The organism is Micromonospora sp. NPDC005220, assembly GCF_040607895.1.
Lineage (GTDB): Bacteria > Actinomycetota > Actinomycetes > Mycobacteriales > Micromonosporaceae > Micromonospora.
Genome location: NZ_JBEXHP010000091.1, coordinates 1 through 23,687, shown reverse-complemented (window position 1 = coordinate 23,687; position 23,687 = coordinate 1). Strand labels below are relative to the sequence as shown.

At 72.8% G+C, this 23,687-nt stretch carries 18 protein-coding genes and 1 riboswitch; of the genes, 10 read left to right on the top strand and 8 right to left on the bottom strand.

The genetic code is table 11. The annotated features are described in order from the left end of the window. The 3 genes from ABZU52_RS25270 to ABZU52_RS25260 all read right to left on the bottom strand — a co-directional run. Positions 1–1,588 (bottom strand): ATP-binding protein (locus tag ABZU52_RS25270; protein ID WP_354973458.1); only part of this gene is annotated, 1,588 nt, incomplete at its 3' end. 58 nt (positions 1,589–1,646) lie between these two features. Beyond that, entirely contained in the window at positions 1,647–5,315 is a 3,669-nt protein-coding gene (gene cobN / locus ABZU52_RS25265; RefSeq protein ID WP_354973457.1) for a cobaltochelatase subunit CobN, read from the bottom strand. 316 nt (positions 5,316–5,631) lie between these two features. After that, positions 5,632–5,761: riboswitch (cobalamin riboswitch) on the bottom strand. A 322-nt stretch (positions 5,762–6,083) separates the two neighbouring features. Continuing rightward, on the bottom strand, positions 6,084–7,043 hold the full coding sequence (locus tag ABZU52_RS25260; protein ID WP_354973456.1) for a helix-turn-helix domain-containing protein: 960 nt from the start codon (positions 7,041–7,043) through the stop codon (positions 6,084–6,086). Positions 7,044–7,101: 58 nt separating this feature from the next. On the opposite strand from ABZU52_RS25260, the gene ABZU52_RS25255 reads away from it, so the two are divergent. Then, on the top strand, positions 7,102–8,403 hold the full coding sequence (locus tag ABZU52_RS25255; RefSeq protein ID WP_354973455.1) for an MFS transporter: 1,302 nt from the start codon (positions 7,102–7,104) through the stop codon (positions 8,401–8,403). A gap of 27 nt (positions 8,404–8,430) precedes the next feature. Here the strand turns inward: ABZU52_RS25255 and ABZU52_RS25250 are convergent, their stop codons facing one another. Beyond that, entirely contained in the window at positions 8,431–8,766 is a 336-nt protein-coding gene (locus ABZU52_RS25250) for a hypothetical protein (RefSeq protein ID WP_354973454.1), read from the bottom strand. Between the two features lie 136 nt (positions 8,767–8,902). Here ABZU52_RS25250 and ABZU52_RS25245 point away from each other — a divergent pair, with 136 nt between their 5' ends. From ABZU52_RS25245 to ileS, 5 genes are all read left to right on the top strand, one after another. Beyond that, entirely contained in the window at positions 8,903–9,475 is a 573-nt protein-coding gene (locus tag ABZU52_RS25245; protein ID WP_354973453.1) for an RNA polymerase sigma factor, read from the top strand. After that, the gene (locus ABZU52_RS25240) at positions 9,468–10,181 is read left to right on the top strand and encodes a hypothetical protein (RefSeq protein ID WP_354973452.1); all 714 of its coding nucleotides are present in this window, start codon (positions 9,468–9,470) and stop codon (positions 10,179–10,181) included. The genes ABZU52_RS25245 and ABZU52_RS25240 overlap by 8 nt, the downstream gene beginning before the upstream one ends. Before the next feature lie 101 nt (positions 10,182–10,282). Next, complete coding sequence (locus ABZU52_RS25235) at positions 10,283–10,828, top strand: hypothetical protein (protein WP_354973451.1); 546 nt, start codon at positions 10,283–10,285, stop codon at positions 10,826–10,828. Between the two features lie 32 nt (positions 10,829–10,860). Then, positions 10,861–11,526 (top strand): hypothetical protein, encoded by a 666-nt coding sequence (locus ABZU52_RS25230; protein ID WP_354973450.1) that lies wholly within the window; start codon positions 10,861–10,863, stop codon positions 11,524–11,526. 309 nt (positions 11,527–11,835) lie between these two features. After that, complete coding sequence (ileS, locus tag ABZU52_RS25225) at positions 11,836–14,952, top strand: isoleucine--tRNA ligase (protein WP_354973449.1); 3,117 nt, start codon at positions 11,836–11,838, stop codon at positions 14,950–14,952. 19 nt (positions 14,953–14,971) lie between these two features. On the opposite strand, the gene ABZU52_RS25220 is transcribed toward ileS, so the two are convergent. After that, positions 14,972–15,868 (bottom strand): aldo/keto reductase, encoded by an 897-nt coding sequence (locus ABZU52_RS25220; RefSeq protein WP_354973448.1) that lies wholly within the window; start codon positions 15,866–15,868, stop codon positions 14,972–14,974. 73 nt (positions 15,869–15,941) lie between these two features. Further along, positions 15,942–17,195 carry an MFS transporter gene (locus ABZU52_RS25215; RefSeq protein WP_354973447.1) on the bottom strand — a complete coding sequence of 418 codons (1,254 nt, stop codon included), beginning with the start codon at positions 17,193–17,195 and terminating at the stop codon, positions 15,942–15,944. Positions 17,196–17,355: 160 nt separating this feature from the next. On the opposite strand from ABZU52_RS25215, the gene ABZU52_RS25210 reads away from it, so the two are divergent. Together ABZU52_RS25210 and ABZU52_RS25205 are read left to right on the top strand one after the other, a co-directional pair. After that, positions 17,356–18,348 (top strand): LacI family DNA-binding transcriptional regulator, encoded by a 993-nt coding sequence (locus ABZU52_RS25210; protein WP_354973446.1) that lies wholly within the window; start codon positions 17,356–17,358, stop codon positions 18,346–18,348. A gap of 76 nt (positions 18,349–18,424) precedes the next feature. Further along, positions 18,425–19,153 (top strand): phospholipase, encoded by a 729-nt coding sequence (locus ABZU52_RS25205; protein ID WP_354973445.1) that lies wholly within the window; start codon positions 18,425–18,427, stop codon positions 19,151–19,153. Positions 19,154–19,165: 12 nt separating this feature from the next. Here the strand turns inward: ABZU52_RS25205 and ABZU52_RS25200 are convergent, their stop codons facing one another. After that, positions 19,166–20,062: a hypothetical protein gene (locus ABZU52_RS25200; RefSeq protein ID WP_354973444.1), complete on the bottom strand. Its 897-nt coding sequence runs from the start codon at positions 20,060–20,062 to the stop codon at positions 19,166–19,168. Between the two features lie 813 nt (positions 20,063–20,875). After that, positions 20,876–21,505: a TetR family transcriptional regulator gene (locus ABZU52_RS25195; RefSeq protein ID WP_354973443.1), complete on the bottom strand. Its 630-nt coding sequence runs from the start codon at positions 21,503–21,505 to the stop codon at positions 20,876–20,878. 65 nt (positions 21,506–21,570) lie between these two features. Here ABZU52_RS25195 and ABZU52_RS25190 point away from each other — a divergent pair, with 65 nt between their 5' ends. Beyond that, complete coding sequence (locus tag ABZU52_RS25190; RefSeq protein WP_354973442.1) at positions 21,571–22,731, top strand: FAD-dependent oxidoreductase; 1,161 nt, start codon at positions 21,571–21,573, stop codon at positions 22,729–22,731. A 192-nt stretch (positions 22,732–22,923) separates the two neighbouring features. Beyond that, positions 22,924–23,687: DUF3153 domain-containing protein (locus ABZU52_RS25185; protein WP_354973441.1), on the top strand; the 764-nt coding region annotated here is incomplete at its 3' end.

The following is a 23,687-nucleotide window of genomic DNA, read 5'->3' as shown; positions in this document are numbered from 1 at the left end:
CCCGGCCCGCCGGCAGCCGCGCGCCGGTCGTCCGCCCGCGTCCGGTGCGGGCACGTGACCGCCGGCCGGGCACCCCGTCGCCCACGCCGGGCGCGGTGAGCAGCCGGGCCCGCAGGCCACCCCGGGGTACGGCCACCGCTCCGCCGTCCCACTCCCGGTCGTCGCCGGCGCCGCTGGGCTCACCCGCCTCGGCCCGCCTGCGGCGCCCGCCCCGGCCGTCCATCCCCGACCGGTCCCCGTCCGCGCCGAAGTCGGCGGTGCGTGAGTTCTGGCCGCTGCCCCACTCGGCCTCGCCGGTGGCACGCTCGTCCCCGCTGCTACTGGGCCTGTGTCGGTCCCGACCGTCCACGCCGGCGTGATCGAGGCCGTTGCCGTTGGGACCACGAGCATGCGGGCCGCTCCCATCGCGACCATGCCCGCTGGCGTCGCCGTCCGCGCCGGAGGAGCCGTCCGTACCGCCGGAGCCGCCTTGGCCGCCGGCGCTGCCGCCTCGGCCGCCATCGTCCGGGTCCGGGCCGTCGGGGCGCGGCCCGGCCGGGCCGTCGTCGTACGGGCCGTCGTCGTCGGGGTGGGCGTCCTGGGCGCGTTGCAACGCCTCGTCGAGGCGCTTCTCGTCCAGGCCGGGGGTGTCGAACGGATCGCGGCGGCGGCGGTGCGGCAGGGCCAGCCGGGCGGCCACCCGGACGTCGTCGATGGTGACCCGGTCCCGGCCATGCCAGGAGGCGTGGGCCAAGGCGGTGCGGGCGGTGACGATGTCGGCGCGCATCCCGTCCACGTCGAACGCCGCGCACACCTCGGCGATCTGCCGCAGGGCGGCGTCCGGCAGGCGTACCCCGGGAAGCCGGCGGCGGGCGGCGGCCACCTGGGCGGCGATCTCCGCGTCGGCGTCGGCCCAGCGGGCGGCGAACCCGACCGGGTCGGCGTCGGCGGCGAGCCGGCGGCGGACCACCTCCACCCGGATCTCCGGGTCCCGGCTGGCGTTCACCTCCACGGTCAGCCCGAACCGGTCGAGAAGCTGCGGGCGCAACTCCCCCTCCTCCGGGTTCATGGTGCCCACCAGCAGGAACCGGGCGGCGTGGCTGACCGAGACGCCCTCCCGCTCGACGTGGCTGCGTCCCATCGCCGCCGCGTCGAGCAGCAGGTCGACCAGGTGGTCGTGCAGCAGGTTGACCTCGTCGACGTAGAGCACGCCCCGGTGCGCGGCGGCGAGCAGGCCCGGCTCGAAGGCGCGTACGCCCTCGCCGAGCGCCTTCTCCAGGTCCAGCGACCCGACCACCCGGTCCTCGGCGGCGCCCACCGGCAGTTCGACGAGGCGCGCCGGGTGGGTCTCGGCGGCGGCCCCGGCGGGATGGGGGCCGTCCGGGCAGGCCGGGTCGGGCTCGGCCGGGTCACAGCCGAAGCGGCAGCCGGCGACCCGGCGCACCGGGGGCAGCAGCGCGGCGAGAGCCCGCACGGCGGTCGACTTCGCGGTCCCCTTCTCGCCCCGGACGAGGACCCCGCCGATCGCCGGGGAGACCGCGTTGAGCAGCAGCGCGAGCCGCATGTCGGCCATGCCGAGCACGGCGCTGAACGGGTAGGTCGCGGTCATGCTGGGCCTTCTTTCGTTCGCGACTGCGGGGCTCGCAAAACCGGCTCACTCCTCGCGCTCACGCCCGGTCCTCCAGGTCACCCTCGCTGGCCAGGTACGTGTCGCGGAGGCGGTCGAGGGTGGCCGGCTCCGGCTTGGCCCACAGCCCCCGGTCGGCGGCCTCCAACAGCCGCTCGGTGATGCCGCGCAACGCCCACGGGTTGGACTGCTCCAGGAACTCCCGGGTGGTGTCGTCGAAGAGGTACCCGGCGGCCAGGTGCTCGTACATCCAGTCGTCGACCACGCCGGCGGTGGCGTCGTAGCCGAACAGGTAGTCCACGGTGGCCGCCAGCTCGAACGCGCCCTTGTAGCCGTGCCGGCGCATCGCAGCGATCCACTTCGGGTTGACCACCCGGGCGCGGAACACCCGCCGGGTCTCCTCGCCCAGCGTGCGGGTGCGTACGTCGTGCGGCATCGCCGAGTCACCCACGTACGCCTGCGGGGACGTGCCGGTGAGGTGGCGGACCATCGCCACCATCCCGCCGTGGTACTGGAAGTAGTCGTCGGAGTCGACGATGTCGTGCTCGCGGGTGTCCTGGTTCTTCACCGCCACCGCGATCCGGGCGAACGAGCGTTCCATGTCCTTGCGCGCCTCCCGACCGTCCAGGCCCCGGCCGTACGCGTAGCCGCCCCACACCGCGTACACCTCGGCCAGGTCGGCGTCGCTGCGCCAGGTCCGGGCGTCGATCAGCGGCAGCAGACCGGCGCCGTACGCCCCGGGCTTCGAGCCGAAGATCCGGGCGGTGGCCCGCCGCTCGTCACCGTGCTCGGCGAGGTCGGCGGCGACGTGCGCCCGCAGGTAGTTCTCCTCGTCCGGCTCGTCCAGGGCGGCGATCCGCCGGACGGCGTCGTCGAGCAGCGCCACCACGTGCGGGAACGCGTCCCGGAAGAAGCCGGAGATGCGCACCGTGACGTCGACGCGGGGCCGGCCCAGCTCGGCGGTCGATACCACCTCGACGCCGGTGACGCGCCGGGACCGCTCGTCCCACACCGGCCGGCAACCGAGCAGCGCGAGCACCTCGGCGATGTCGTCGCCCTGGGTTCGCATGGCGCTGGTGCCCCAGACGGTCAGCCCGACCGAGCGGGGGTACCCGCCGGTGTCGGCGAGGTGCCGGGCCAGCAGCGAGTCGGCGAGGGCCACCCCGACGTCCCAGGCGTTGCGGCTGGGGATGGCCTTCGGGTCGACGGAGTAGAAGTTGCGGCCGGTGGGCAGCACGTTGACCAGGCCCCGGGTGGGTGAGCCGGACGGGCCGGGCGGCACGAACCTTCCGTCCAACGCGCCGAGGGTGTGGGACAGCTCGTCGGTGGTCCGGTCCAGGCGGGGTACCAGCTCGGTGGCGGCGAAGTGCAGCACCGCGGCGACGTCCGGGAGCGGCTGGCCGGTCACCTCGGTCACCACGGCGTCGATCGCGTGCACGGCCCAGTCCAGGGTCTCCATGCCGACGACCAGCCGCCGCGCGAGGGCCTCGATGAGGTCGATCGCGTCGGCGGCGGTGCCGGCCGGCCCGTCCACCACGTCGGTCAACGCCGGCGGCAGCGCCAGTCGCTGTCCCGGCGCCGCGAGCAACTCCTGCTCGTCGAGCCCGTAGGTGACGGCGAGGGCCTGCCGCAGGCCGGGCAGGGCGCGGGCGCCGCCCCAGATCTGCGGGGCGCGCAGCACCGCGAGGACCAGGTTGACCCGCGCCTCGCCGGTGGGAGCGTCGGCGAGGATGTGCAGCCCGTCGCGGATCTGCACGTCCTTGACCTCGCACAGGTACCCGTCGAGGTGCAGCACGAAGTCGTCGAAGTCGTCCGGGTCGGGCATCGCCTCGGCGTGCAGGTCGTGGTGCAGCTCGGCGGCGCGCACCAGGTCCCAGATCTGGGCTCGCACGGTGGGCACCTTGGCCGGGTCGAGTGCCTGCACTGTCGCGTACTCGTCCAGCAGCTGCTCCAGTTTGGCCAGGTCGCCGTAGGTTTCGGCGCGGGCCATCGGCGGCACCAGGTGGTCGACGACCACGGCGTGCGCCCGCCGCTTGGCCTGGGTGCCCTCGCCGGGGTCGTTGACGATGAACGGGTACACCAGCGGCAGGTCGCCGAGGACCGCGTCGGGCGCGCAGCCGGCGGCCAGACCGAGGCCCTTGCCGGGCAGCCACTCCAGGGTGCCGTGTTTGCCCAGGTGCACCACGGCGTCCGCGCCGAAGCCGCCGTCCGTCACCGGCGCGGTCAACCAGCGGTACGCGGCCAGGTAGTGGTGACTCGGCGGCAGGTCCGGGTCGTGGTAGATGGCGATCGGGTTTTCCCCGAAGCCGCGGGGCGGCTGGATCAGCAGCACCACGTTGCCGAAGCGCAGCCCGGCGAGCACGATGTCGCCGCCCTCGGTGTACAGCTCGCCGGGCGGCTCACCCCAGTGCTCCCGCATCCGCTCGCGCAGCTCGACCGGGACCTGGTCGAACCAGCGCCGGTACGTCTGCCCCGGTATCCGGGCCTCGGCGGCGGCCAACTGCTCCGGGGTGAGCCACTCCACGTCGTGACCACCGGCGGCGATCAGCGCGTGGATCAGCGCGTCGCCGTCCTGGGGCGGTGGCGCGTTCCCCAGGTCGTAGCCGGCCTCGGCCAGCGCGGCGAAGAGCCGGACCGCCGAGGCCGGGGTGTCCAACCCGACGGCGTTACCGACCCGGGAGTGCTTGGTGGGGTACGAGCTGAGCACCACGGCGATCCGCTTGTCGGCGGGTGGCACGTACCGCAGCCGGGCGTGGCGCACCGCGATCCCGGCGACCCGGGCGGCTCGCTCGGGGTCGGCGGCGTAGACCGAGAGCCCGTCGGCGTCGATCTGCTTGAACGAGAACGGCACAGTGACGATCCGGCCGTCGAACTCGGGGATGGCCACCTGCATCGCCGCGTCCAACGGGGACAGCCCGGCGTCGCTGTCGGCCCACTGCGCCCGGGTGCTGGTGAGGCAGAGCGCCTGGATGACCGGCACGTCCAGGGCGGCCAGGGCGCCGACGTCCCAGGCGTCCTCGTCACCGCCACCGGAGGCGTCCGCGGCCACCGCGCCGCCGGCGGCGAGCACCGTGACCAGCAGCGCGTCACAGCGGGCGAAGAGCCCGAGCGGGCCGGTGTTCGCGGTCAGCCCGCGCAGCGAGCCGCAGAAGATCGGCAACGGGTTGCCGCCGGCCCGGTGGACCGCGTCCGCGAGCACGTCGACGAAACCGGTGTTGCCGGCGAGAGCGTGCGCCCGGTAGAAGACGATCCCCACGGTGGGCCGGCCCGGGTCGACGGGGTGTTCGCCGTGCACGCCGTACGCCGGGGTGGGCGCGGGCGGGGTGAACCCCTCGCCGGTGAGCAGCACCGTGTCGGAGAGGAACCGGGCCAACTGCCCCAGGTTGTCCGGACCGCCCTCGACCAGGTACGCCAGCGCCTGGGTGACGACCCCGGACGGCACTGTGGAGATGGCCATCAGCTCCGCGTCGGGTAGTGCCTCACCGCCGAGCACGACCGTCGGCACGCCGGTGGCGAGCACCGCGGCGAGGCCGTCCGGCCACGCCTGCCGACCGCCGAGCAGGCGTACGACGACGAGGGCGACCCCGTCGAGCAGGGCGGGCACCTCCTCGACGGTGACTCGCGCGGGGTTGGCCAACCGGTAGTCGGCGTCGCTGGCGCGGGCGGCCAGCAGGTCGGTGTCGGCGGTGGACAGCAGCAGAATGCGCACGGCAGGCTCCGGACGGTAACGTCAGCGCGCTCGCGGAAGCGATTCGGCGACGACGTGGGGGTGGGCGCGGGGTTCAGCGGACGCCGCGACCCGGACGGCTCACCGGCGCGAGACCGGCGGCGACGGGTAGCGAAGTGCGAACCTCAGCGGTGAACGGGGCCCCAGAGCCCGGATGCCGGCGCGATCGTGCGGCCGGATCGGTGCGCGGCGGCGGGACCGCCGCTCGGGGTACGACGGTGCTCGTCGGTGCGCGAGACGCCATGCGTCATCGGGTCCTCCTCGGGTGTCCACGCCCTGGGGTACGTCCCGACGGCCGAAGTATCCTGGCTTCCGGATCGACGCTCTCCCCCGGCCTTCCAACCGCAGACACACGGCCGTGGCGCACGAGGGGGGATCACTCCCCGGTGACAGTGGCGGGACCGCGTCGGATTCGCACCGACTTCCTTCACTGCCGTCAGGCCGCGAATGCTGCCACACCCCTCCGCCGCCGGTCAACGCCAGCCCGGCCCCGCCAGACGGACGCCACTAATCGAGATTCGGCGATCGGTGCCCGCGCTGCTGCGCGCGACGCAATGCCCACATCAATGTCTGCGGCCCTTTGCTCTGCTTATCTATATGCACCAGGCACGCAGCGTCACCGGTGCACATGGGTAAGCAGAGCAAAGGGCGGCTGGAGGCAATCTGGCCTGCGCCGATGGTCCGGGGGAGTGTGATGATCGACGCCGGCCAGGGCCCCGCGCACACCCACTACTGGGACCATGTGCCCCGTCAGAACGATGAGGCTCCGGCCACGAGCGCCCGCGCCGCATCCGTCCACCAGTAGAGGACTTCCCGACCCGACCGGCGCTTCTGAAGCAGACCGGCCTCGGTCAGCACGCGCAGGTGACCACCGACCGTGCCGAGCGGCAGTCCGGTCGCGGCGACCACGGCCGTGGTGCTGACCGGCTCGGCCGCCTGCACCAGAACCCTGCTCCGTGCGGTCCCGAGCAGGCGGCGCAGAGGATCCGGTGTGGTGAGAGACGCCTCGGCGAAGATCCCCGTCACCGGATAGACGATCCCGAAGCGGTCGGGCAACCTCCAGGAGATCCAGCCTCCCCGGCAGTGGGCCGCGAAGAACGTCAACGTCCCGCCCCGCACGTCGGACGGTGGGTAGGGCCGCTCCTCGACCTGCAGCCGGCCGTTGCCCAGCCAGCGCATGCCCGGCCGCATGTCGTTGATGACCCCCGACCATCCGTCCCTGCCGAGGCGGGAGATCCGGGACACCACATCGGCACGTAGCACCGACTGCCGGCGCGGCCAGTCCGCTTCGATCGTGTGACACCAGACCCACCGCACCAGGGCGGCCGTCCGGCTCGCCAACCCCGAACAGCGCAACTCCGGGGCCAGCGGCGAACGTACGTGGGCCAGATCCGCACGAATTCGGTCGTCCGGCAGCGACTCCAGCTCCACGAGCTCGTCGTCCAACGTCAGGTCCGGACGGGCGGGCGGCACCGTCAGAAAGTCAGCCATCCAGGAGGACGATATGGCGTGCGCCAGGATGGCCCGGGTCACCGGGTCACCGTCGAGATAGCCCTGGAAGGCGTCGACATGCTGGTCGCGCCAGGCCCGATGCCACGGAAGCGGCTGACCCCGGCGCAGGATATTCAGTGCCGCCAACGTCTCGGTGAGCTGCGAAGTGCCGAAACGGGCCTGCGCCATCACTTCGGCGTCGACCAGGAACACCGCCATGTTTCGCCTCCAGTCGAAACTCTAGGGAGGCGCTGCGGGATGTCGCAAGCTCCGGGACATGCACAGCGACACCCAGCCAGGCACCCCGACGACCGTGCGCGCGCGGAACTTCACGGCGCTGTGGGCCGGTGCCGCGGTCACCAACCTGGCAGACGGCGTCGTCAAGTTGACCTTGCCGCTGGCGGCCGTCTCGATGACGGACTCCCCCGCTCTGGTTGCCGCCGCCACCCTGGCCAACACCCTGCCCTGGTTGCTGTTCTCACTGCCCGCCGGTGCCCTCGCCGACCGGGCGGATCGCCGGCACCTGATCATGACGATGGCCGCCGCGCGCACCCTGGTTCTCGCCGTACTCGTGGGTGCCCTCGTCCTGGACGTCCTTCCGCTGGCCGGCCTGTACGCGGTGGCGCTGCTCCTCGGCACCGCCGAGGTCTTCGCCGACACCACCCGGATGTCGGTTGTGCCGATGGTCGTGCCCCGCAACCGCATGGAGGCCGCGTTCGCGAGGTTGACCGCGACCGAGACCGCGGCCAACGAGTTCATCGGGCCCCCGCTGGGTGGCCTGCTAGCCGCCACTGGATTGGCTGTCGCGCTCGGCGCCGGCGGCGTCGGCTACGCGGGCGCGCTACTCGCCCTGGCCGTCATGACCGGTCACTACCGCAGCAGCGGTCGCCCCGGACCGGCGACGAACGCTCCGGGCCTCCGCACCGACATTCGGGAGGGCATCCAATACGTGTGGCAGGCAAAAATTCTGCGGACCCTGCTGCTGGTGGCCGGCGCAGCGAGTGGGTGCTGGGCCGCCTGGATGGCGGTCCTCGTCGTCTACGCGATCGCACCCGGACCGATGAACCTGAGCCGCGCGGAGTACGGCCTGCTGATCGGAGCCCTGGGAGTGGGTGGCGTCGTGGGAGCTTCCGCCGCGCCCGCGCTCACCCGCCGGCTGGGACGGCGGGTCGTCCTCGCCGCGTCAATGGCCAGCTTCGCCGTGCTGCTGGCAGCACCAGCGGTCACCTCGTCCCCCCGGCTGATCGCCGTGACGACCGTCCTGGGCGGCGCCGGCTCCGGCGCGTGGAACGTCACCTACAGTTCGTTGCGCGCGCTCGTCGTGCCCGATGAGATGATGGGGCGCTACAGCGGGGTCAGCCGCCTGACCAGCTGGGGATCGATGCCGCTCGGGGCTCTGGTCGCCGGCCTGACCGCGGAACTGGTCAGCGTACGAGCGGTCTTCTGGGGCGGGGCGGGTCTCTGCGCCCTCGTGCTCGCCGCGACGATACGAACTGTGGCATCGCCCGAATTCCGGCGGATGGAGGCCCGCGCGACCGCCTTCCACGAACCTGCGCCGGCCCACCCGCACCGATCCTGACGGCCGGAAACTCGGCGGAGCGGGCGTTCAGCGGGCGTGGCGTTCCGGGTGGGCCCGGCTCCAGGTCCGCATCCGCTCCGGGTAGCCGGTGCGCGCCGCCTCGTACAACGGCACCGCGTGCTTGCGGGCGATGGCCCCGGCCGCGCGGGGCGTTCCGGTACGGCGGCGGATCCACTCACCGTCGTGGGCGATCGCCACCACTGTGGTGTCCGTCGCGGTCGTCTCCGGCTCCAGGTAGAACTCCACCCCCTGCCGGCTGGCGACGAACTCCTCCAGCGCCGCGAGATCGTCGCGGGTCGCCTCCCGGTCCAGTTTCGTCGGGGTCGCCTCGGCACCCCGTGACCGGCGATTGAACCAGCTCATGCCCGCCCCTCTCCTCGACGCCCCTCCAGTGCAGCACCGATTCCTGGCAATACCCTGCACGCCGGATGGGAGAAAGCTGACCTGCCTCGGGAGATCCGGGTGGAACCGGCGGCGGGTGGGCGGTGTCATGTGGGTGATGCGAACGGAGGCTCCCCTGGACGACGAGGCGCTCGTCACCCGCGCTCGGGCAGGTGACCTGGAGGCGTACAACCTCCTGGTCGCCCGGCACACCGCGTCCGCGTACCGGACGGCGGTGCTGCTCGGCGCCGGCTCCGACTCCGAGGACGTCATCCAGGAGGCGTTTGTGAAGGCGTACCGGAAGCTGTCCCGTTACCGGGGCGACGCGTCCTTCCGGTCGTGGCTGCTGGCGATCGTCGCCAACGAGACCCGCAACCTGCACCGCTCCCGCGGACGGCGCGACGGGCTCGTGCTGCGGGCGGCGGCAGCGGACCCGACGTCCGAGGTCGCCGAGGACGACGCGGTCGGCGCGGTCCTCGCCGGGGAGCGCCGGGCGTCGCTGGTGCAGGCCCTGCGGCAACTGCCGGTACGCGACCGCGAGGTGATCGTCTGCCGGTTCTTCCTCGATCTCACCGAGGAGGAGACGGTGGCGGCGCTGGGCTGGCCCCGGGGCACGGTGAAGTCGCGCACCTCCCGGGCCCTGGCGAAGCTTCGCAGCCTGCTCGACCGGGAGGAGGTCCGGCATGGGTGACCTCGAACGGGAACTGCGTGACCTCTCCGCCTGGCTGGACATCCCCGATCCGCCCGACGTGACCGCCCGCGTCCGGGTACGCCTCAGCAGGCCCGCGCGCCGGTGGCGCTCGATCGTCGCCGCGGCGCTGGTCGCCCTGATCGTGGTGGCGGTGGTGCCGCCGACGCGGGCCGCCATCGCCGACGTCGTCACCGGGCTGCTGCGCTTCGCCGGCGTCAGCATCGCCACCGCGCCCGCCCCGACGCCGGCCGGCGGCACCGCGTCGCCGTTGCCCGGACAGCGGGCCGTCGCGCTGGACGAGGCGCAGCGGGCGGTGCGGTTCCCGATCCGCCTGCCGGCGAAGCTGGGCCCACCCGAACGGGTGCTGGTCGCCGACCCGGACGCCACCGGCAGGTACCGGGTGGCGACGCTGCTCTACGACGGGGGCGCGCTGCGCGTCGACGCGTTCGACGGTCACCTCGACCTGGCCTTCCACAAGGAGGTCAGCCCGCCGGGAGCGAACTGGGTCCAGGTCAACGGCGACTTCGCCGTCTGGGTCGACGGCCCACACGTGCTGTCCTACGTGGACCGGGCGGGCGGGATCCGCCGGGAGACCGCCCGCCTGGCCGCCTCCACGCTGATCTGGCAGGACAACGAGGTGAGCTACCGGCTGGAGGGCGACCTCACCAAGGCCGAGGCGATCGAGATCGCCCGCTCGCTGCGTTAGGGAACCGCGCGGGGTCGGCCGGTGTCCTGAAGACACGACGATTCGCCGCCGCTCGGTCTGTTCCAGCCCGAGGTGGCGGCCGGTGTACCGGAGGAGTGCGGATGGGTTCACGGGGCAGGTTGATGCTGGTGTCATCGGTGGTCCTGTTGGCGGGGTGCACGACCACGGCCAGCGGCGGGGCGGCCGCACCGGCTGCTACCACAGCCGCGACGACCACCACCGCTGCCGCCACCACGGCGAACGCGGCGAGCACCGCGACGGGCTGCGGTTCGCGGGTGGAGACGGGGTCCCTGCCCGACTGGGCGGACGCCGGTTTCAGCGGGGACGCGCGGGTGCCGCACGTCTTCGGCGCCAAGGGTGACATCGTGGCGGTGCTGTTCGCCCACCCGCTGCGGCAGGTCCGGACGGACGGATCGAACAACAAGATCCTCTGGGTGGCCCGCGCCGCCACGACCTCGCCCGACCCGTCCGCACCGGCAACCCTGGTGATCACCGCAAGGCTGGATGGCACCGACACCCGGGTGATCCGGGAGGTAGCCGGCGGCCCCGGTCCGTCGATCATCGACCTGCCGCAGGCCGGTTGCTGGCGCCTCGACCTGAGCTGGTCCGGGCACACCGACACAATGGACCTGGTCTACGCCCGGTGAGCCGGCGCCCAGGGCCGCCTAGGCTGCCGGACGTGCTGGAGGACGAGCGGGTGGCGGCGGCCCGCAACAACGCCGAATGGTGCGACATCGTCTGCGGCAGCCACGGGCTGCCCGGCCGTACCGACGCCGACGCCTGGTCGGTCCCCCACCGGTCGCCACAGTGGTACCCGGACGCGGTCACAGTGCGACCGGGCGTCGACGCCGAGGCCCTGCTGGCCCGGTTCGACGCGGGGCCCGGCGCGTCGGTGAAGGACAGCTTCGCCGACCTCGACCTGTCCGGGTACGGGTTCCGGGTGCTCTTTGACGCCCAGTGGATCCACCGGCCGCCGTTGGCACCGCCTGTCGAGACACCGCTGGTCCCGGTCAGCACCCCCGACGACCTGGCGGCCTGGGCGGCGGCACACGGCGGTGGGGAGGTGTTCCGCCCCGCGCTCCTGGCCGACCCACGGGTACGGGTGCTCGCCCGCCACGACGATCGGGGTGTGCTCACCGGCGGTGCGGTGCTCAGCGGCGACGGCCCGTACGGCGTCTCCAACCTGTTCACCCGCGGCGGCGACGCCCGCGACATCTGGCGCGCGGTGTGCGCCACAGTGCCCCACGCGCCGCTGGTCGGCTACGAAACCATCCCGGACCTGGCCCCCGCGCTCTCCGCCGGCTTCACCACCACCGGTCCGCTGCGCATCTGGTTGCACGCCTAGCACTCCGGCCACTGGCGCCGCGCCCGGACAGCTATGCTGGACGGCATCGGCACCGATCCGGCCATCACCGGGGAGCCTCCGGAAGAACGGGCAGCTTGACAGCCCCGGTAGAACCGGACGTAGCGGCACGTCACGTCGCAGAATTGAGCGGCGCCCGCACCATCGAGGCGCAAGCGGGGTGGTACCGCGGAGTCCTGGCCATACGCCTGGCGCTTCGTCCCCGGGTGGGCAGTGAGCTGATGCCCGCGCGAGCGGATGCGGAGTGTAGGGAGAACGTCGGTGCCGGACGGTCCATCGAAGTCGCCATTCATGCCACTGCCCACCAAACTCGATTTTGCGGGGCTGGACCGTGCGGTCATCGAGTGGTGGCAGGCCAACAACGTGTTCCGCCGGAGTCTGGAGCAGACGGCCGACGGCACGCCGTGGGTGTTCTACGAGGGACCGCCGACCGCCAACGGCACGCCGGGCACCCACCACATCGAGGCGAGGGTCTTCAAGGACCTCTTTCCCCGGTACCGGACGATGCGGGGCTTCTCGGTGCCGCGCCGCGCCGGCTGGGACTGTCACGGTCTGCCGGTCGAGCTGGCGGTCGAGAAGGAGCTGGGGCTCGGCGGGAAGCCCGACATCGAGAAGATGGGCATCGCGGAGTTCAACGCCCGCTGCCGCACCTCGGTGCTTCGGCACGTCGACGAGTTCGTCCAGCTCAGTGAGCGGATGGGTTACTGGATCGACCTGGAGCACCCGTACGAGACGATGTCCCCGGAGTACGTGGACAGCGTCTGGTGGTCGCTGAAGCAGATCCACGACGGCGGGCGCCTGGTGGAGGATTTCCGGGTCGCGCCGTACTGCACCCGCGACGGCACGACGCTGTCCGACCACGAGGTGGCGCAGGGGTACGAGACAGTCACCGACCCCTCCGTGTACGTGCGGTTCCCGTTGCGCGGGGAGGTAGCCGGGCACAGCGGTGTCGACCTGCTGATCTGGACCACCACCCCGTGGACCCTGGTGTCCAACACCGCCGTGGCCGTCCATCCCGACGTGACGTACACGGTCGCCCGCACCGAGCGGGGCACGTTCGTCGTCGCCGAACCGCTGACCCAGCGGGTCCTCGGCGAGGAGGCGGAGATCCTGGCGACCGTACCGGGGTCCGACCTGGAGGGTTTGCGGTACGAGCGGCCGTTCGACCTGGTGGACATCCCGGACGCGCACCGGGTGGTCCTCGCGGAATACGTCACGACCGAGGACGGCACCGGCCTGGTGCACCAGGCGCCGGCGTTCGGCGCGGACGACCTCGCCGTCTGCCGCGCGTACGGGTTGCCGTTGGTCAACCCGGTCGCCCCGAACGGACGGTTCAACGACGGCATCGACCTGGTCGGTGGGGTGTTCTTCAAGGACGCCGACGCGTTGCTCATCGACCGTCTGCGGGCGTCCGGTCGGCTGTTCCGGCATGAGCCGTTCGAGCACCCGTACCCGCACTGCTGGCGGTGCCACACCCCGCTGATGTACTACGCGCAGCCGTCCTGGTACATCCGGACCACCGAGGTACGCGACGAGCTGACCCGGGAGAACGAGAACACCAACTGGTTCCCGGAGCACATCAAACACGGCCGGTACGGCGACTGGCTGAAGAACAACATCGACTGGGCGGTGTCCCGCTCCCGGTACTGGGGTACCCCGCTGCCGCTGTGGCGGTGCCCGGACAACCACGTGACCGCTGTCGGTTCCCGTACCGAGCTCGGGAAGCTGGCCGGTGCTGATCTGTCCGAATTGGATCCGCACCGCCCGTACGTCGACGAGATCACCTTTGCCTGCCCGGACTGCGGCCGCACCGCCACCCGGGTCCCCGAGGTGATCGACGCCTGGTACGACTCCGGGGCGATGCCGTTCGCGTCGTTGGGCTACCCGCACGTGCCGGGTAGCAAGGAGATCTTCGAGCGCAGCTACCCGGCCCAGTACATCTGCGAGGCGATCGACCAGACGCGAGGGTGGTTCTACACGCTGATGGCGGTGGGCAAGCTGGTCTTCGACCGGTCCCCGTACGAGAACGTCGTCTGCCTCGGGCACATCCTGGCCGAAGACGGCCGCAAGATGAGCAAGCACCTGGGCAACATCCTGCTGCCGATCCCGCTGATGGACACGCACGGCGCGGACGCGGTGCGCTGGTTCATGGCCTGTTCCGGCTCACCGTGGTCGCCGCGCCGGGTCGGGCCCGGCCCACTCGACGAGATCGTCCGCAAGGTGTTGATGACCTACTGGAACACCGCGGCGTTCTTCTCCCTCTACGCGGCGAACTCGACGTGGGCGCCGCAGCTGGCGCAACCTGTCGCCCAGCGACCGGTGTTGGACCGGTGGATCGTCGGCGAGGTGCACGCCCTCGCGGCCGCCGTGGACGAACGAATGCAGAACTACGACACGGCGCGCGCCGGCCGACTGCTCGCCGACTTCATCGACGATCTGTCGAACTGGTACGTGCGACGGTCGCGGCAGCGTTTCTGGGAGGGCGACCCCGACGCGCTCACCACCCTGTACGAGTGCCTCGACATCCTCACCCGACTCCTCGCGCCGTTCATTCCGTTCGTCACGGAGGAGGTGTGGCAGCAGGTCGTCCGGCGGGGGGCCGCGTCGGCCCCGGAGTCGGTGCACCTGGCGACCTGGCCCATCCCCGACACCACTCTGATCAGTGCGGAGTTGTCGGCCCAGGTGGCCGCGGCGCGGGCGTTGGCGGAGGCGGGCCGGTCCGCGCGTAAGGCGAGCAGTCTGCGGATCCGTCAGCCGTTGAGCCGGGCGCTCGTGGGGCTGCCGGCCGGCACCGTGCTCCCGCAGGCGTTGCTGGACGACATCGGCGACGAGTTGAACGTGAAGGCCCTCCAGCCGCTCGATCCCCAGAGCGGGGTCATCGACGTGCGGGTCAAGGCGAACTTCCGGACCCTGGGCCGCCGGTTCGGCAACCGCACCCAGCACGTCGCGAAGGCCATCGCCGCCGTGGCCCCCCGGGACTTGGTCGACGGCGTCCGGGCGAACGGGACGTACCCGCTGTCGGTCGACGGTGCGCAGGTCGAGGTGGGCCTGGACGACATCCTGATCACGGAGGTGCCGCGCACCGGCTGGGTGGTGGAGTCCCAGCGCGGCGCGACGATCGCGTTGGACACCGAGATCACCCCCGAACTGGCGGCCGAGGGCGTCGCCCGCGACGTGGTCCGCATCGTTCAGCAGGCTCGCCGCGACGCTGACTTCGAGGTGTCCGACCGGATCACGGTGTCGATCGCCGCGCCCGCCGAGGTGGCGGCAGCGATCACCACGCATCAGAAGCTCATCGCGCACGAGACCCTCGCGCTCAAGCTGACCGTGGTGGACGCGTTGTCGGAGGGTTTCGCCGGCACCGTGGGCGACGGCCAGGAGATCGTCGTACACGTGGTGCGGGCCTGAGCGGTGCCCGGGTGGGCGGTCAACCGAGCTGGGTCAGATCCTCAGGGGTCAGCCGCAGCGCACCGGCCGCCACGTTCTGCGCCAGGTGGTCCGGGTCCGCGGTGCCGGGGATGGCGAGCACGTGCGGGCCCTGGTGCAGGGTCCAGGCGAGGCGTACCTGCTGCGGGGTGACGCCGTGCGCGCGGGCGACCGCCTCGACGGCCTCGCCCTGCGCGGCGTTCGCGCCCGCCTCCCGCCCTCTGCCGGCCAGCGCGAAGAACGGCACGTAGGCGATGCCCCGCTCGCCGCAGAGCCGGACGAGGTCGTCCTGCTCCCGGTAGGCGTCAACCCCGTAGTTGTTCTGCACGCAGACCACCGGTGCGATGCCGGCCACCTCGTCCAACTGCTCGGGCCGGACGTTGGAGAGCCCGAGGTGCCGGATCAGCCCGGCGGCCCGCAACTCGGCGAGCGCGCCGAACCGATCGGTCAGCGGCACCGGGCCCGGCCCCCGGCCGAGGCGCAGGTTCACCACGTCGAGCTGGTCGCGGCCGAGCCGGCGAAGGTTCTCCTCCACCTGGGCCCGCAACTGCGCCGGGGTGTACGCCTCGGTGAAGCCGGTCTCCGGGTCGTACCCGAAACCGACCTTGGTGGCGATCACCAGGTCCTCCGGGTACGGGGCGAGCGCCGCGCGGATCAGCTCGGTGGCGTAGCGGGCCGGGCCGGTGCCGACGCGCAGCGTGCCGCCGGGCGACACGTAGAACGCGGCCGTGTCGATGTGGTTGACGCCCAGCTCCACGGCGCGGCGCAGCAGGGCGACGGCCCGGCCCCGATCGGGGTTCGCGGTGATCCGCATCGAGCCGAAGCCCATCCGGTGCACGATGCGATCGCCCAGGGTCCAGCTGCCCGCCGCTGCGGCGGTGATCTCGTCGGTTGGCATCGGGAGACCGTAACCAGCACGGGTGCGCGACGCAGTCGGCCACGCACCCGATACCGCTCGGCGATGATGTGGGTTAGTTTTTGATGGCGGGTGAGGCGGCGTGCGGCGGACGCAGCACCGGCACCAGCAGCAGTGTCGGCAGCAGCAGCAGCGGCACCGCCAGCAACGCGCGCAGGGTGCCGACCTGATCGCCGATCAGCCCCAGCAACGGCGGGCCACCGAGGAACGCGGTGTAGCCGATCACCGCGACCACGCTCACCCGCACCGCCGCGTGCGCCTCGTCGTCGGCCGCCGCGCTCATCCCGACCGGGAAGCCCAGCGACGCACCGAGGCCCCACAGCGCGACGCCGATGACGGCCACCGGCCCGGAGCCCGCCAGCACGGCCAGGCCGGCGCCGACCACGGCGAGCCCGATGGTGCCGCTGAGCACCGGCACCCGACCCCACCGGTCAAGCGCGATGGTGCCGGCGGTACGCCCGACGGTCATGCCCACCACGAAGACGCCGAAGACCGCCGCGCCGGCGGCCTCGCTCAGGTCCCGCCCGTCGATGAACGCAACGGCCAGCCAGTCGTTGGCGGCGCCCTCGGTGAACGCCGCCACCAGCACGAACAACCCGATCAGCAGGGTGCGCGGCTCCCGCCAGGCGGCGAGTTGCGCCCGGCGGCGGGCGGCCGGGGTGGTGTCCGCCGGGTCGCCGGTGTGATCGCTGCCCACCGGCAGGAACGTCCGGGCGGCGAGCGCGGTGCCGGTCAGCACGATCACCGCCACCGCGACGAGATGCGCGCCGACCGACACGTCGAACCGGGCCGCCCCGGCGCCGAGCGCCGCTCCGGCCACCGAACCGAGGCTCCACCCCGCGTGGAAACGCGGCATGATCGTCCGGCCCAGCCGCCGTTCCACCGCCGCGCCCTCGACGTTCATCGCCACGTCACAGGCGCCGGAGCCGTAGCCGAGGGCGACCAACCCCAGCGCGACGATGGCGAACGACCCGGTCATCGTGGCACCCAACCCCGCCACGGTCAGGCCGACCGCGACCAGCACGGTGGCCATGGTGACGGTGCGGGCCGCGCCGAAGCGCTGAGCGAGCAGGCCGGAGGTGGGCATGGCGAGCAGCGCGCCGACGCTCATCGCCAGCAGCAGCAGCCCGAGTCGGCCGGCGGAGAGGTCCAACGCCTCCCGGACCGCCGGGACGCGGGAGAACCAGCTACCGACGGCCAGCCCGTTGAGGGTGAAGGTGACAGCGACGCCGTTGCGGGCGAGCCGCACCGTCCGCAGGGTCGGCGATGCGATGTCCGGGGCTACCGGTCGACTGGTGGGGGCGCTCACGAGGGCTGTTCCTCTTTCTCGGGGTGATCTGCTGGCACGATCGCACACCTGAGAGCGCTACCACCACAACCGGCAACCGCCCCTTACCGCTGCTGGTTCGGCCGGGGCATGATGTGAGCAGGCGTTGGCCCGACCGGACGGGCCGCCGCGGGAGGCGACGATGACGACAGCGGCACAGCGACCGGCCACGCTCGAGGACGTGGCCCGGGTCGCCGGGGTCTCCCGGTCCACGGCTTCGCGGGTTATCGCCGGCACGGGGTTCGCCTCGCCGGCCGCCCGGGAGTTGGTCACCGCAGCCGTCGACCAGCTCGGCTACGTGCCCAACCCGGCCGCCCGGGCGCTGGTCCGCGGCGGCGGCGGTGTCCGCCTGGTGGTAGCCGTTCTGGGGACCAGCGCCGCTGTGCTGGACGACCCCTACGTGCACCAGGTGGTCGGCTCGGCCGCCCGGGTGTGCACGCCCGCCGGTGTCGGCGTGGCGCTGCACTGGCTGCCGTTCGGCGACCCCCGCAGCCTCGACCAACTCGACGGGGATCGCAGCGTGTGCGGGGTGATCCTGGTCAACACCACCGAGGAGTTGCTGGCGGCGGTGCCCCCGTCGCTGCGCGGTCGGGTGGTGTCGATCGGTGTCGGCTCGGCGACCGTGCCGTCGTTCGACGTCGACAACGCCGCCGGCTCCGAAGCGGTGCTGCGCCATCTGTACGCCACGGGTCGCCGCCGGATCGCCATGGTGACCGGCCCCCGGTGGCTGCCCTGCGCGCAACGCCCGGTGCAGACGTACCGCCGGCTGATGGCCGAGGCCGGCCTGCCGGAGCGGATCCTGCCCGGGGACTTCCGGGCGGCGCGCGGTCGGGCGGCGGCCGGCGAGGCGCTGCGCCGCTGGCCGGACATCGACGCGATCTACGCGATCAGCGACGACACCGCGCTCGGGGTGATCGCCGGCCTGCGGGACGCCGGTGCCCGGGTGCCCGGCGACGTCGCGGTGGCCGGCTTCGACGACATCCCGTTGGCCGGGATGACCGCCCCGGCGCTGACCACGGCGAGTCATCCGGTCAGGCAGATCGCGGTGGCCGCGGCCACCGCTCTGCTGGACGGGCGCCCGGCGGCGCCGGTGACCCTCTTCCCGTCCGCCCTGGTGGCGCGGGCCAGCGCCTGAGCCCCGCTGACGGTTAACACCGGACGGGCCGGGTAACCGCGTCGGACCTTTCGTCCACCGCGAGGAGCCCCGACCCGTGTCCGACTCCGCGCCGTCGCGCTGGGACCCGGCGCCGAACCCCCGGGACGGCCGGCTGACCGCACGCCGCCACCCGCCGGTGGCGCCGGGCCGCACCGGCCTCGTGCCGATGACCGGGCCCGACGGTCACCGGCTGGCCCTGGGGTACGCCCCGGAGCCGGCGACCGACGGTTCGGCGTACCGGTTGGTGCTGCTCCTGCACGGTGCGGGCGGCTCGGCGCGACAGGGGTTGGACCTGCTGCTGCCGGTCGCGGACGCGCAGCGCCTGCTGCTGGTCGCCCCGGACTCGTCGGCGGCCAGTTGGGACCTGATCGCCGGCGGCTTCGGGGCGGACGTGGGGCGCATCGACAGGCTGTTGGCGACCGTCTTCGACACCTACCCGGTGTCCGACGTGACGCTCGGCGGCTTCTCCGACGGCGCCTCGTACGCGTTGTCGCTGGGCCTGGCGAACGGGGATCTGTTCGACGCGGTGCTGGCCTTCTCCCCCGGTTTCGCCGCGCCACCGGTCACCCACGGTCGGCCACGGATCTTCATCTCGCACGGCGTGGACGACCGGGTGCTGCCCATCGACGTGTGCAGCCGCCGCCTCGTCCCGCACCTGCACGACCTCGGTTACGAGGTGACCTACCAGGAGTTCCCCGGCGGCCACGACATCCCCACCGCCATTCGCGATTCGGCCACCAGTTGGCTCACCGCCCGTCCCCCACCGGCAGTGAACCACCCCTGATCACCGCGGACGTCAGACCGGGGGAAGGCCGAGGGCGTCGTCGACGCGGGCGAGGATGGCGGCGTCGTCCTCCGGGTTGACGCCCCGCAGCAGGTCGATCGCGGTGGCCCGGACCTGCCCAATGATCATCGCTAGCGGGAGGGTCTGGGTGGCGCCGAAGAGCTGCCCGGCGGTGTGCACCGCGGCCAACGCCGACTCGTCGGCCCGGGTGGCGTGCCGGTCGGCAACCTCCTCCTGCCCGTCCAGGTCGGCGGCCAGGGCGGCACCGGCCTGGCGGACCGCCTCGGCCAGTGACCGCAGGGCGGCCCCCAACTCGGGCGGAGCCGGGGTGTTCAGCCGGCTGAGGGTCACCCCCGCACGGGCCAGCACCCGGACGTTGCGGACCACGTAGTCGATCTGCCGGATCGACTCGTCCACCGAGCGCAGCCGACCGATATGCTGACGTCGACGGACGTTGAGTCGCAGCGCCTCACCGGCGGCCAGCACTCCGTCGCGCAGCCCGTCCACCCGGGCGTCCATCCCCCGCGCCTGCCTCAGCGCGGCGACCGCCGCCGGCTCGTCGCGGTCGTCCAGCGCATCGGCGATCCCGCACAGCAGCCCGGCCAACTCGTCGAAGGTCCGCCGCACCTCGGCGACCAGCGGGGCCAGCGGATGCCGGGCGTCGACCAGCAGGCTGGCCGCGAGCGCGACCACGCCGCCGATCAGCGCGTCGACGAAGCGGAACGGCACCAACGACCCGTCCGGCGGTGCGACCACCACCAGGTAGAGCGCGGAGACGGCCGCCTGCACCAGGGTCACGCCGGTGGCGCCGAAGACCACCGCGAGCAGGACGGTGAGCAGGATGACGGTGAAGACCGTCCAGGTGCTGCCCGGGCCGAGTGCCTGCACCACCAGGTCCGCGACGAGCACCCCGGCGGCGACCCCGAGGACGACCTCGACGGCTCGGCGGATGCGCTGCCCCCCGGGCCTGACCGAGAACGATCAGCGCGGCGGCCGGCGCGAAGAAGGGCTGCGGGTGCCCGAGCAACCGGGTGGCCAGCAGCCAGGCCACGGTCGCCGCGGCGGTCGCCTCCACCACCGGCCGCCAGCCGTGCCGCAGCCGCCCCCCGGCCGTCCGCAGGCCGCTGATCCGCACCATCACCCCACCTCTCCTACCCGCGCCAGCCAGCCAGCCGGCCACGCCCCGGTCCGGTCCGGCCACGCCCCGGTCCGCCCCGGTCCGGTCCGGTCCGGTCCGGTCCGGTCAGCACGTCGCCAGCGCACCGCGCCGTCAACCGCGGCACCACGCCGCCAACCCCACGCCACCACGCCACCGCCCTACCGCCCCACGCCACCGCACCGCACCGCATGCTCACCGCACCACGCCGCCGGCCCACCGCACTCCGCCCGCTCCTCCTTTGGAGCTGATGCCGTAAACGAATCGGGCGCGATGCCGCAAACGAATCGGGCGCGATGCCGTAAACGATTCAGCTCCAAAGGGCCGAACCGAGGTACCACACCGGAGGCTCACGGCATCCCGAGGTGATCGTCTCCCATCACCGGTCGGACCTGCTCACCGGGCTGCTCCACGCGCCCGGTGCCAGCGCGCCGCCGTTCTCGCTGACCCGGGCCGGAGCGGCAGGCCGGGCCCGCACCACCAGACCCACGCACCACCAGACCCACGCACCACCGGACCCACGCACCACCAGGCCCACGCGCCACCAGACCCACGCACCGTTCGGGTCAGCTCCCGGTGAGGGCGCGCAGCAGGGTACGGACGGCGGCGCTCAGGTCGGCGCGGCTGGCCTCGGTGCCGGGCGGTGGGGCGCTGAGCGCTCCCGCGCCGGCCAGTCGGTCGAAGAGCAGCCCGTCCACGAACGCGACGAACTGGTCGCCCTGCCGCTCGGGGTCGGTCGCTCCGGCCCGGGTCAGCAGGTCCCGGGCCTGTACCCGCAGCCCGGTGCCGTGTTGCAGGATGCCGCGCAGCTCGGGCCGGTGCACCGCCTCCAGCAGGCAGGCGTAGCGGGCGAGGCTCCGGCTGCGTCCGGTGCTCAACCACCTGTCGAGCACCTCGGCGACGCCGACGGCGAGCGCGTCGAGGTCGCCGCCGTCGAGCCGGGGGGCGGGCGTCGGGGGTGGCGGACCGGTCGGCAGGTCGTACGCCGCCAGGTCGGCCCGGTCCCGCTCGGCGAGCCGTCCCACCACCGCCTCGATCAGCGCCTGACGGGTCCGCAGGTACGCGGAGGTGGTGCCCGGCGGCACGCCGGCGCGGCCGTCGACCGCCCGGTGGGTCAGGGCTCGCATGCCGCCGTCCGCGATCAGTTCGATGGCGGCGTCGGTCAGCGTCGCGATGCGGTTCGCCCGCGCCGTCATGGCAGTTCCCCTTCCCTGGGTCCGCAGGTAGTATCACCCTTCTACAGGTGTAGAAGGAGGTCGACATGGACTCGCACGCGGTGGTGGTGGGCGGCGGCATCGGCGGGTTGTGCGCGGCGCTCGCCCTGCACCGGCACGGCTGGCGGGTCACCGTGCTGGAGCGCGCCCCGGAGCTGCGCGAGGTCGGCGCCGGCCTGAGCCTGATGGCCAACGCCGTGCGCGGGGTGGACGCCCTCGGCCTCGGCCCGGCCCTGCGCCGGGGTGGACACGGTGAGGCGCCCGGTGGAATCCGCAACCGGCACGGGCGGTGGCTGTCCCGGGTGGACGCCTCGGAGATGATCAGGCAGCTGGGCACCACGGCGCTCGGCGTGCACCGCGCCACGCTGCACCGCACCCTGCGCGAGGCCCTGCCCGCCTCGTCCCTGCACACCAACGCCACGGTCCAGCACGTCGAGTCCGGCCCGGACCGTGCCGAAGTGCGCTACCAGGGCCCGGACGGCGCGCACACCCTCAGGGCCGATCTGGTGGTCGGCGCCGACGGCCTGCGCAGCCGGGTCCGCGCCCAGCTCTGGCCGCAACACCCCGGCCCGGTGTACGCCGGATCGACGACGTGGCGGGCGGCCATCGCGTTTCCCGATCCGATCCCGGCCGCCATCACCTGGGGGCCGGGAGCCGAGTTCGGCATGGTACCGATCGGCGATGGCCAGCTCTACTGGTACGGCGCGCTGAACGCCCCTCCCGGCGGCCACGCCCCCGACGAACTGGCGGCCGTGCGGGAGCGCTTCGGCGACTGGCACGACCCCATCCCGGCACTTCTCGCGGCAACCCCACCCGATGTCGTGCTGCGCAACGACATTTATCACCTGGCCGAGCCGCTGCCCTCGTACGTGCGGGGCCGGGTGGCGCTGCTCGGCGACGCCGCCCATCCGATGACACCCAACCTCGGGCAGGGCGCCGGGCAGGCGATCGAGGACGCGGTGGTGCTCGGCGCGGTCTGCGCCGAGGGCGCCGAGGGAGTGCCCGCCGCCCTGGCCGCGTACGACGAGCAGCGTCGACCACGCAGTCAGTCCGTTGCCCGTGCCTCCTACGTCGCTGGACGGTTCGGACAGCAGCTGCACAACCCGGTTGCCTTCGCGATGCGGACCATCGCGTTGCGGCTCACCCCGGGCCGGGTGGCCCTGCGCAGCATGGCCCGCTACGCCGACTGGCGGCCGCCGGCGGGCTGAGCACGCCAGGGACAATTCTCTTCCGACCAGCCCATGGCCGACGAGGAACCGTCGTGGCCCCAAAGCTCCAGAATAGTCATTCGGCTCGTCGTCGGAGCTAATCAAAGGCGACAGTGCGCCGGTACAATCGGCGACTGCGTTGTGACCGATCGCTGACTGCTGATGGTGAAAGCGATCACACACACTGAGCCCATGAACAGGAGAGTCAACCGCGGTAGGGCACTCCGCGTCGCGGTGTGCCTCCTGCTTCTCGCCGTACTGAGCGGCTGCATGCAACTCAACATGGGGTTGACCATCAACGCCGACGACACGGTCGACGGCCAGCTCCTGCTGACCGCCCAGAAGTCCGTGCTGAGCGGACGTAACAAGAACCTCCCGGTGGCCTTCGCGGAGCTGCGGCAGAACGTCCCCGCCCTACCGGCCGGCGAAGAGACCCTCTACCAGGACGACACTTTTTACGGCTCCCAGATCAGTTACCGCAAGGCGCCGCTGGCCGGTTTCGACACCGAGAGCGTGAAACTGGTCAGGGACGGCGACCTGTACCGCTTCACCCTGCCGCTCGATCCGAAGAAATATGGCGGGAAAGTTGCCGAGCAGAATCCGCAAAACCAACAGGCGTTCCTCAAACTCATGTCGTTCGAGATCTCGGTGACATTTCCGGGCCGGGTGATCGACAGCAATGGCACCGTCAACGGCCGTTCGGTCAGTTGGAAGGTCGATCCCAACCAGGAGAAGCCGACCGAGCTGCGGGCCGTGGCGGAGGCGCCACCTCGACCGTCCACCTCGCCGGCCGCCGCCGGTGAGGAAGACGACGGCGGCTTCCCCTGGCTGCTGGCCGTCGGCGGTCTCCTCCTCCTGCTGCTGCTCGCCGCGGTGGGCGTACTCCTGGTGCGCCGCCGTCACCCCGCGGCGCCGGCCGCGCCCGGTCCGACCCCGCCGCCGGGCCCGCCGGCCGG

Coding starts and splice junctions, on each gene's coding strand:
- ABZU52_RS25260 (WP_354973456.1), bottom strand. CDS start 7,043: ATGGCGGTGTTCCTGGTCGACGCCGAAGTGATGGCGCAGGCCCGTTTC.
- ABZU52_RS25255 (WP_354973455.1), top strand. CDS start 7,102: ATGCACAGCGACACCCAGCCAGGCACCCCGACGACCGTGCGCGCGCGG.
- ABZU52_RS25250 (WP_354973454.1), bottom strand. CDS start 8,766: ATGAGCTGGTTCAATCGCCGGTCACGGGGTGCCGAGGCGACCCCGACG.
- ABZU52_RS25245 (WP_354973453.1), top strand. CDS start 8,903: ATGCGAACGGAGGCTCCCCTGGACGACGAGGCGCTCGTCACCCGCGCT.
- ABZU52_RS25240 (WP_354973452.1), top strand. CDS start 9,468: ATGGGTGACCTCGAACGGGAACTGCGTGACCTCTCCGCCTGGCTGGAC.
- ABZU52_RS25235 (WP_354973451.1), top strand. CDS start 10,283: ATGGGTTCACGGGGCAGGTTGATGCTGGTGTCATCGGTGGTCCTGTTG.
- ileS (WP_354973449.1), top strand. CDS start 11,836: ATGCCACTGCCCACCAAACTCGATTTTGCGGGGCTGGACCGTGCGGTC.
- ABZU52_RS25220 (WP_354973448.1), bottom strand. CDS start 15,868: ATGCCAACCGACGAGATCACCGCCGCAGCGGCGGGCAGCTGGACCCTG.
- ABZU52_RS25210 (WP_354973446.1), top strand. CDS start 17,356: ATGACGACAGCGGCACAGCGACCGGCCACGCTCGAGGACGTGGCCCGG.
- ABZU52_RS25195 (WP_354973443.1), bottom strand. CDS start 21,505: ATGACGGCGCGGGCGAACCGCATCGCGACGCTGACCGACGCCGCCATC.
- ABZU52_RS25190 (WP_354973442.1), top strand. CDS start 21,571: ATGGACTCGCACGCGGTGGTGGTGGGCGGCGGCATCGGCGGGTTGTGC.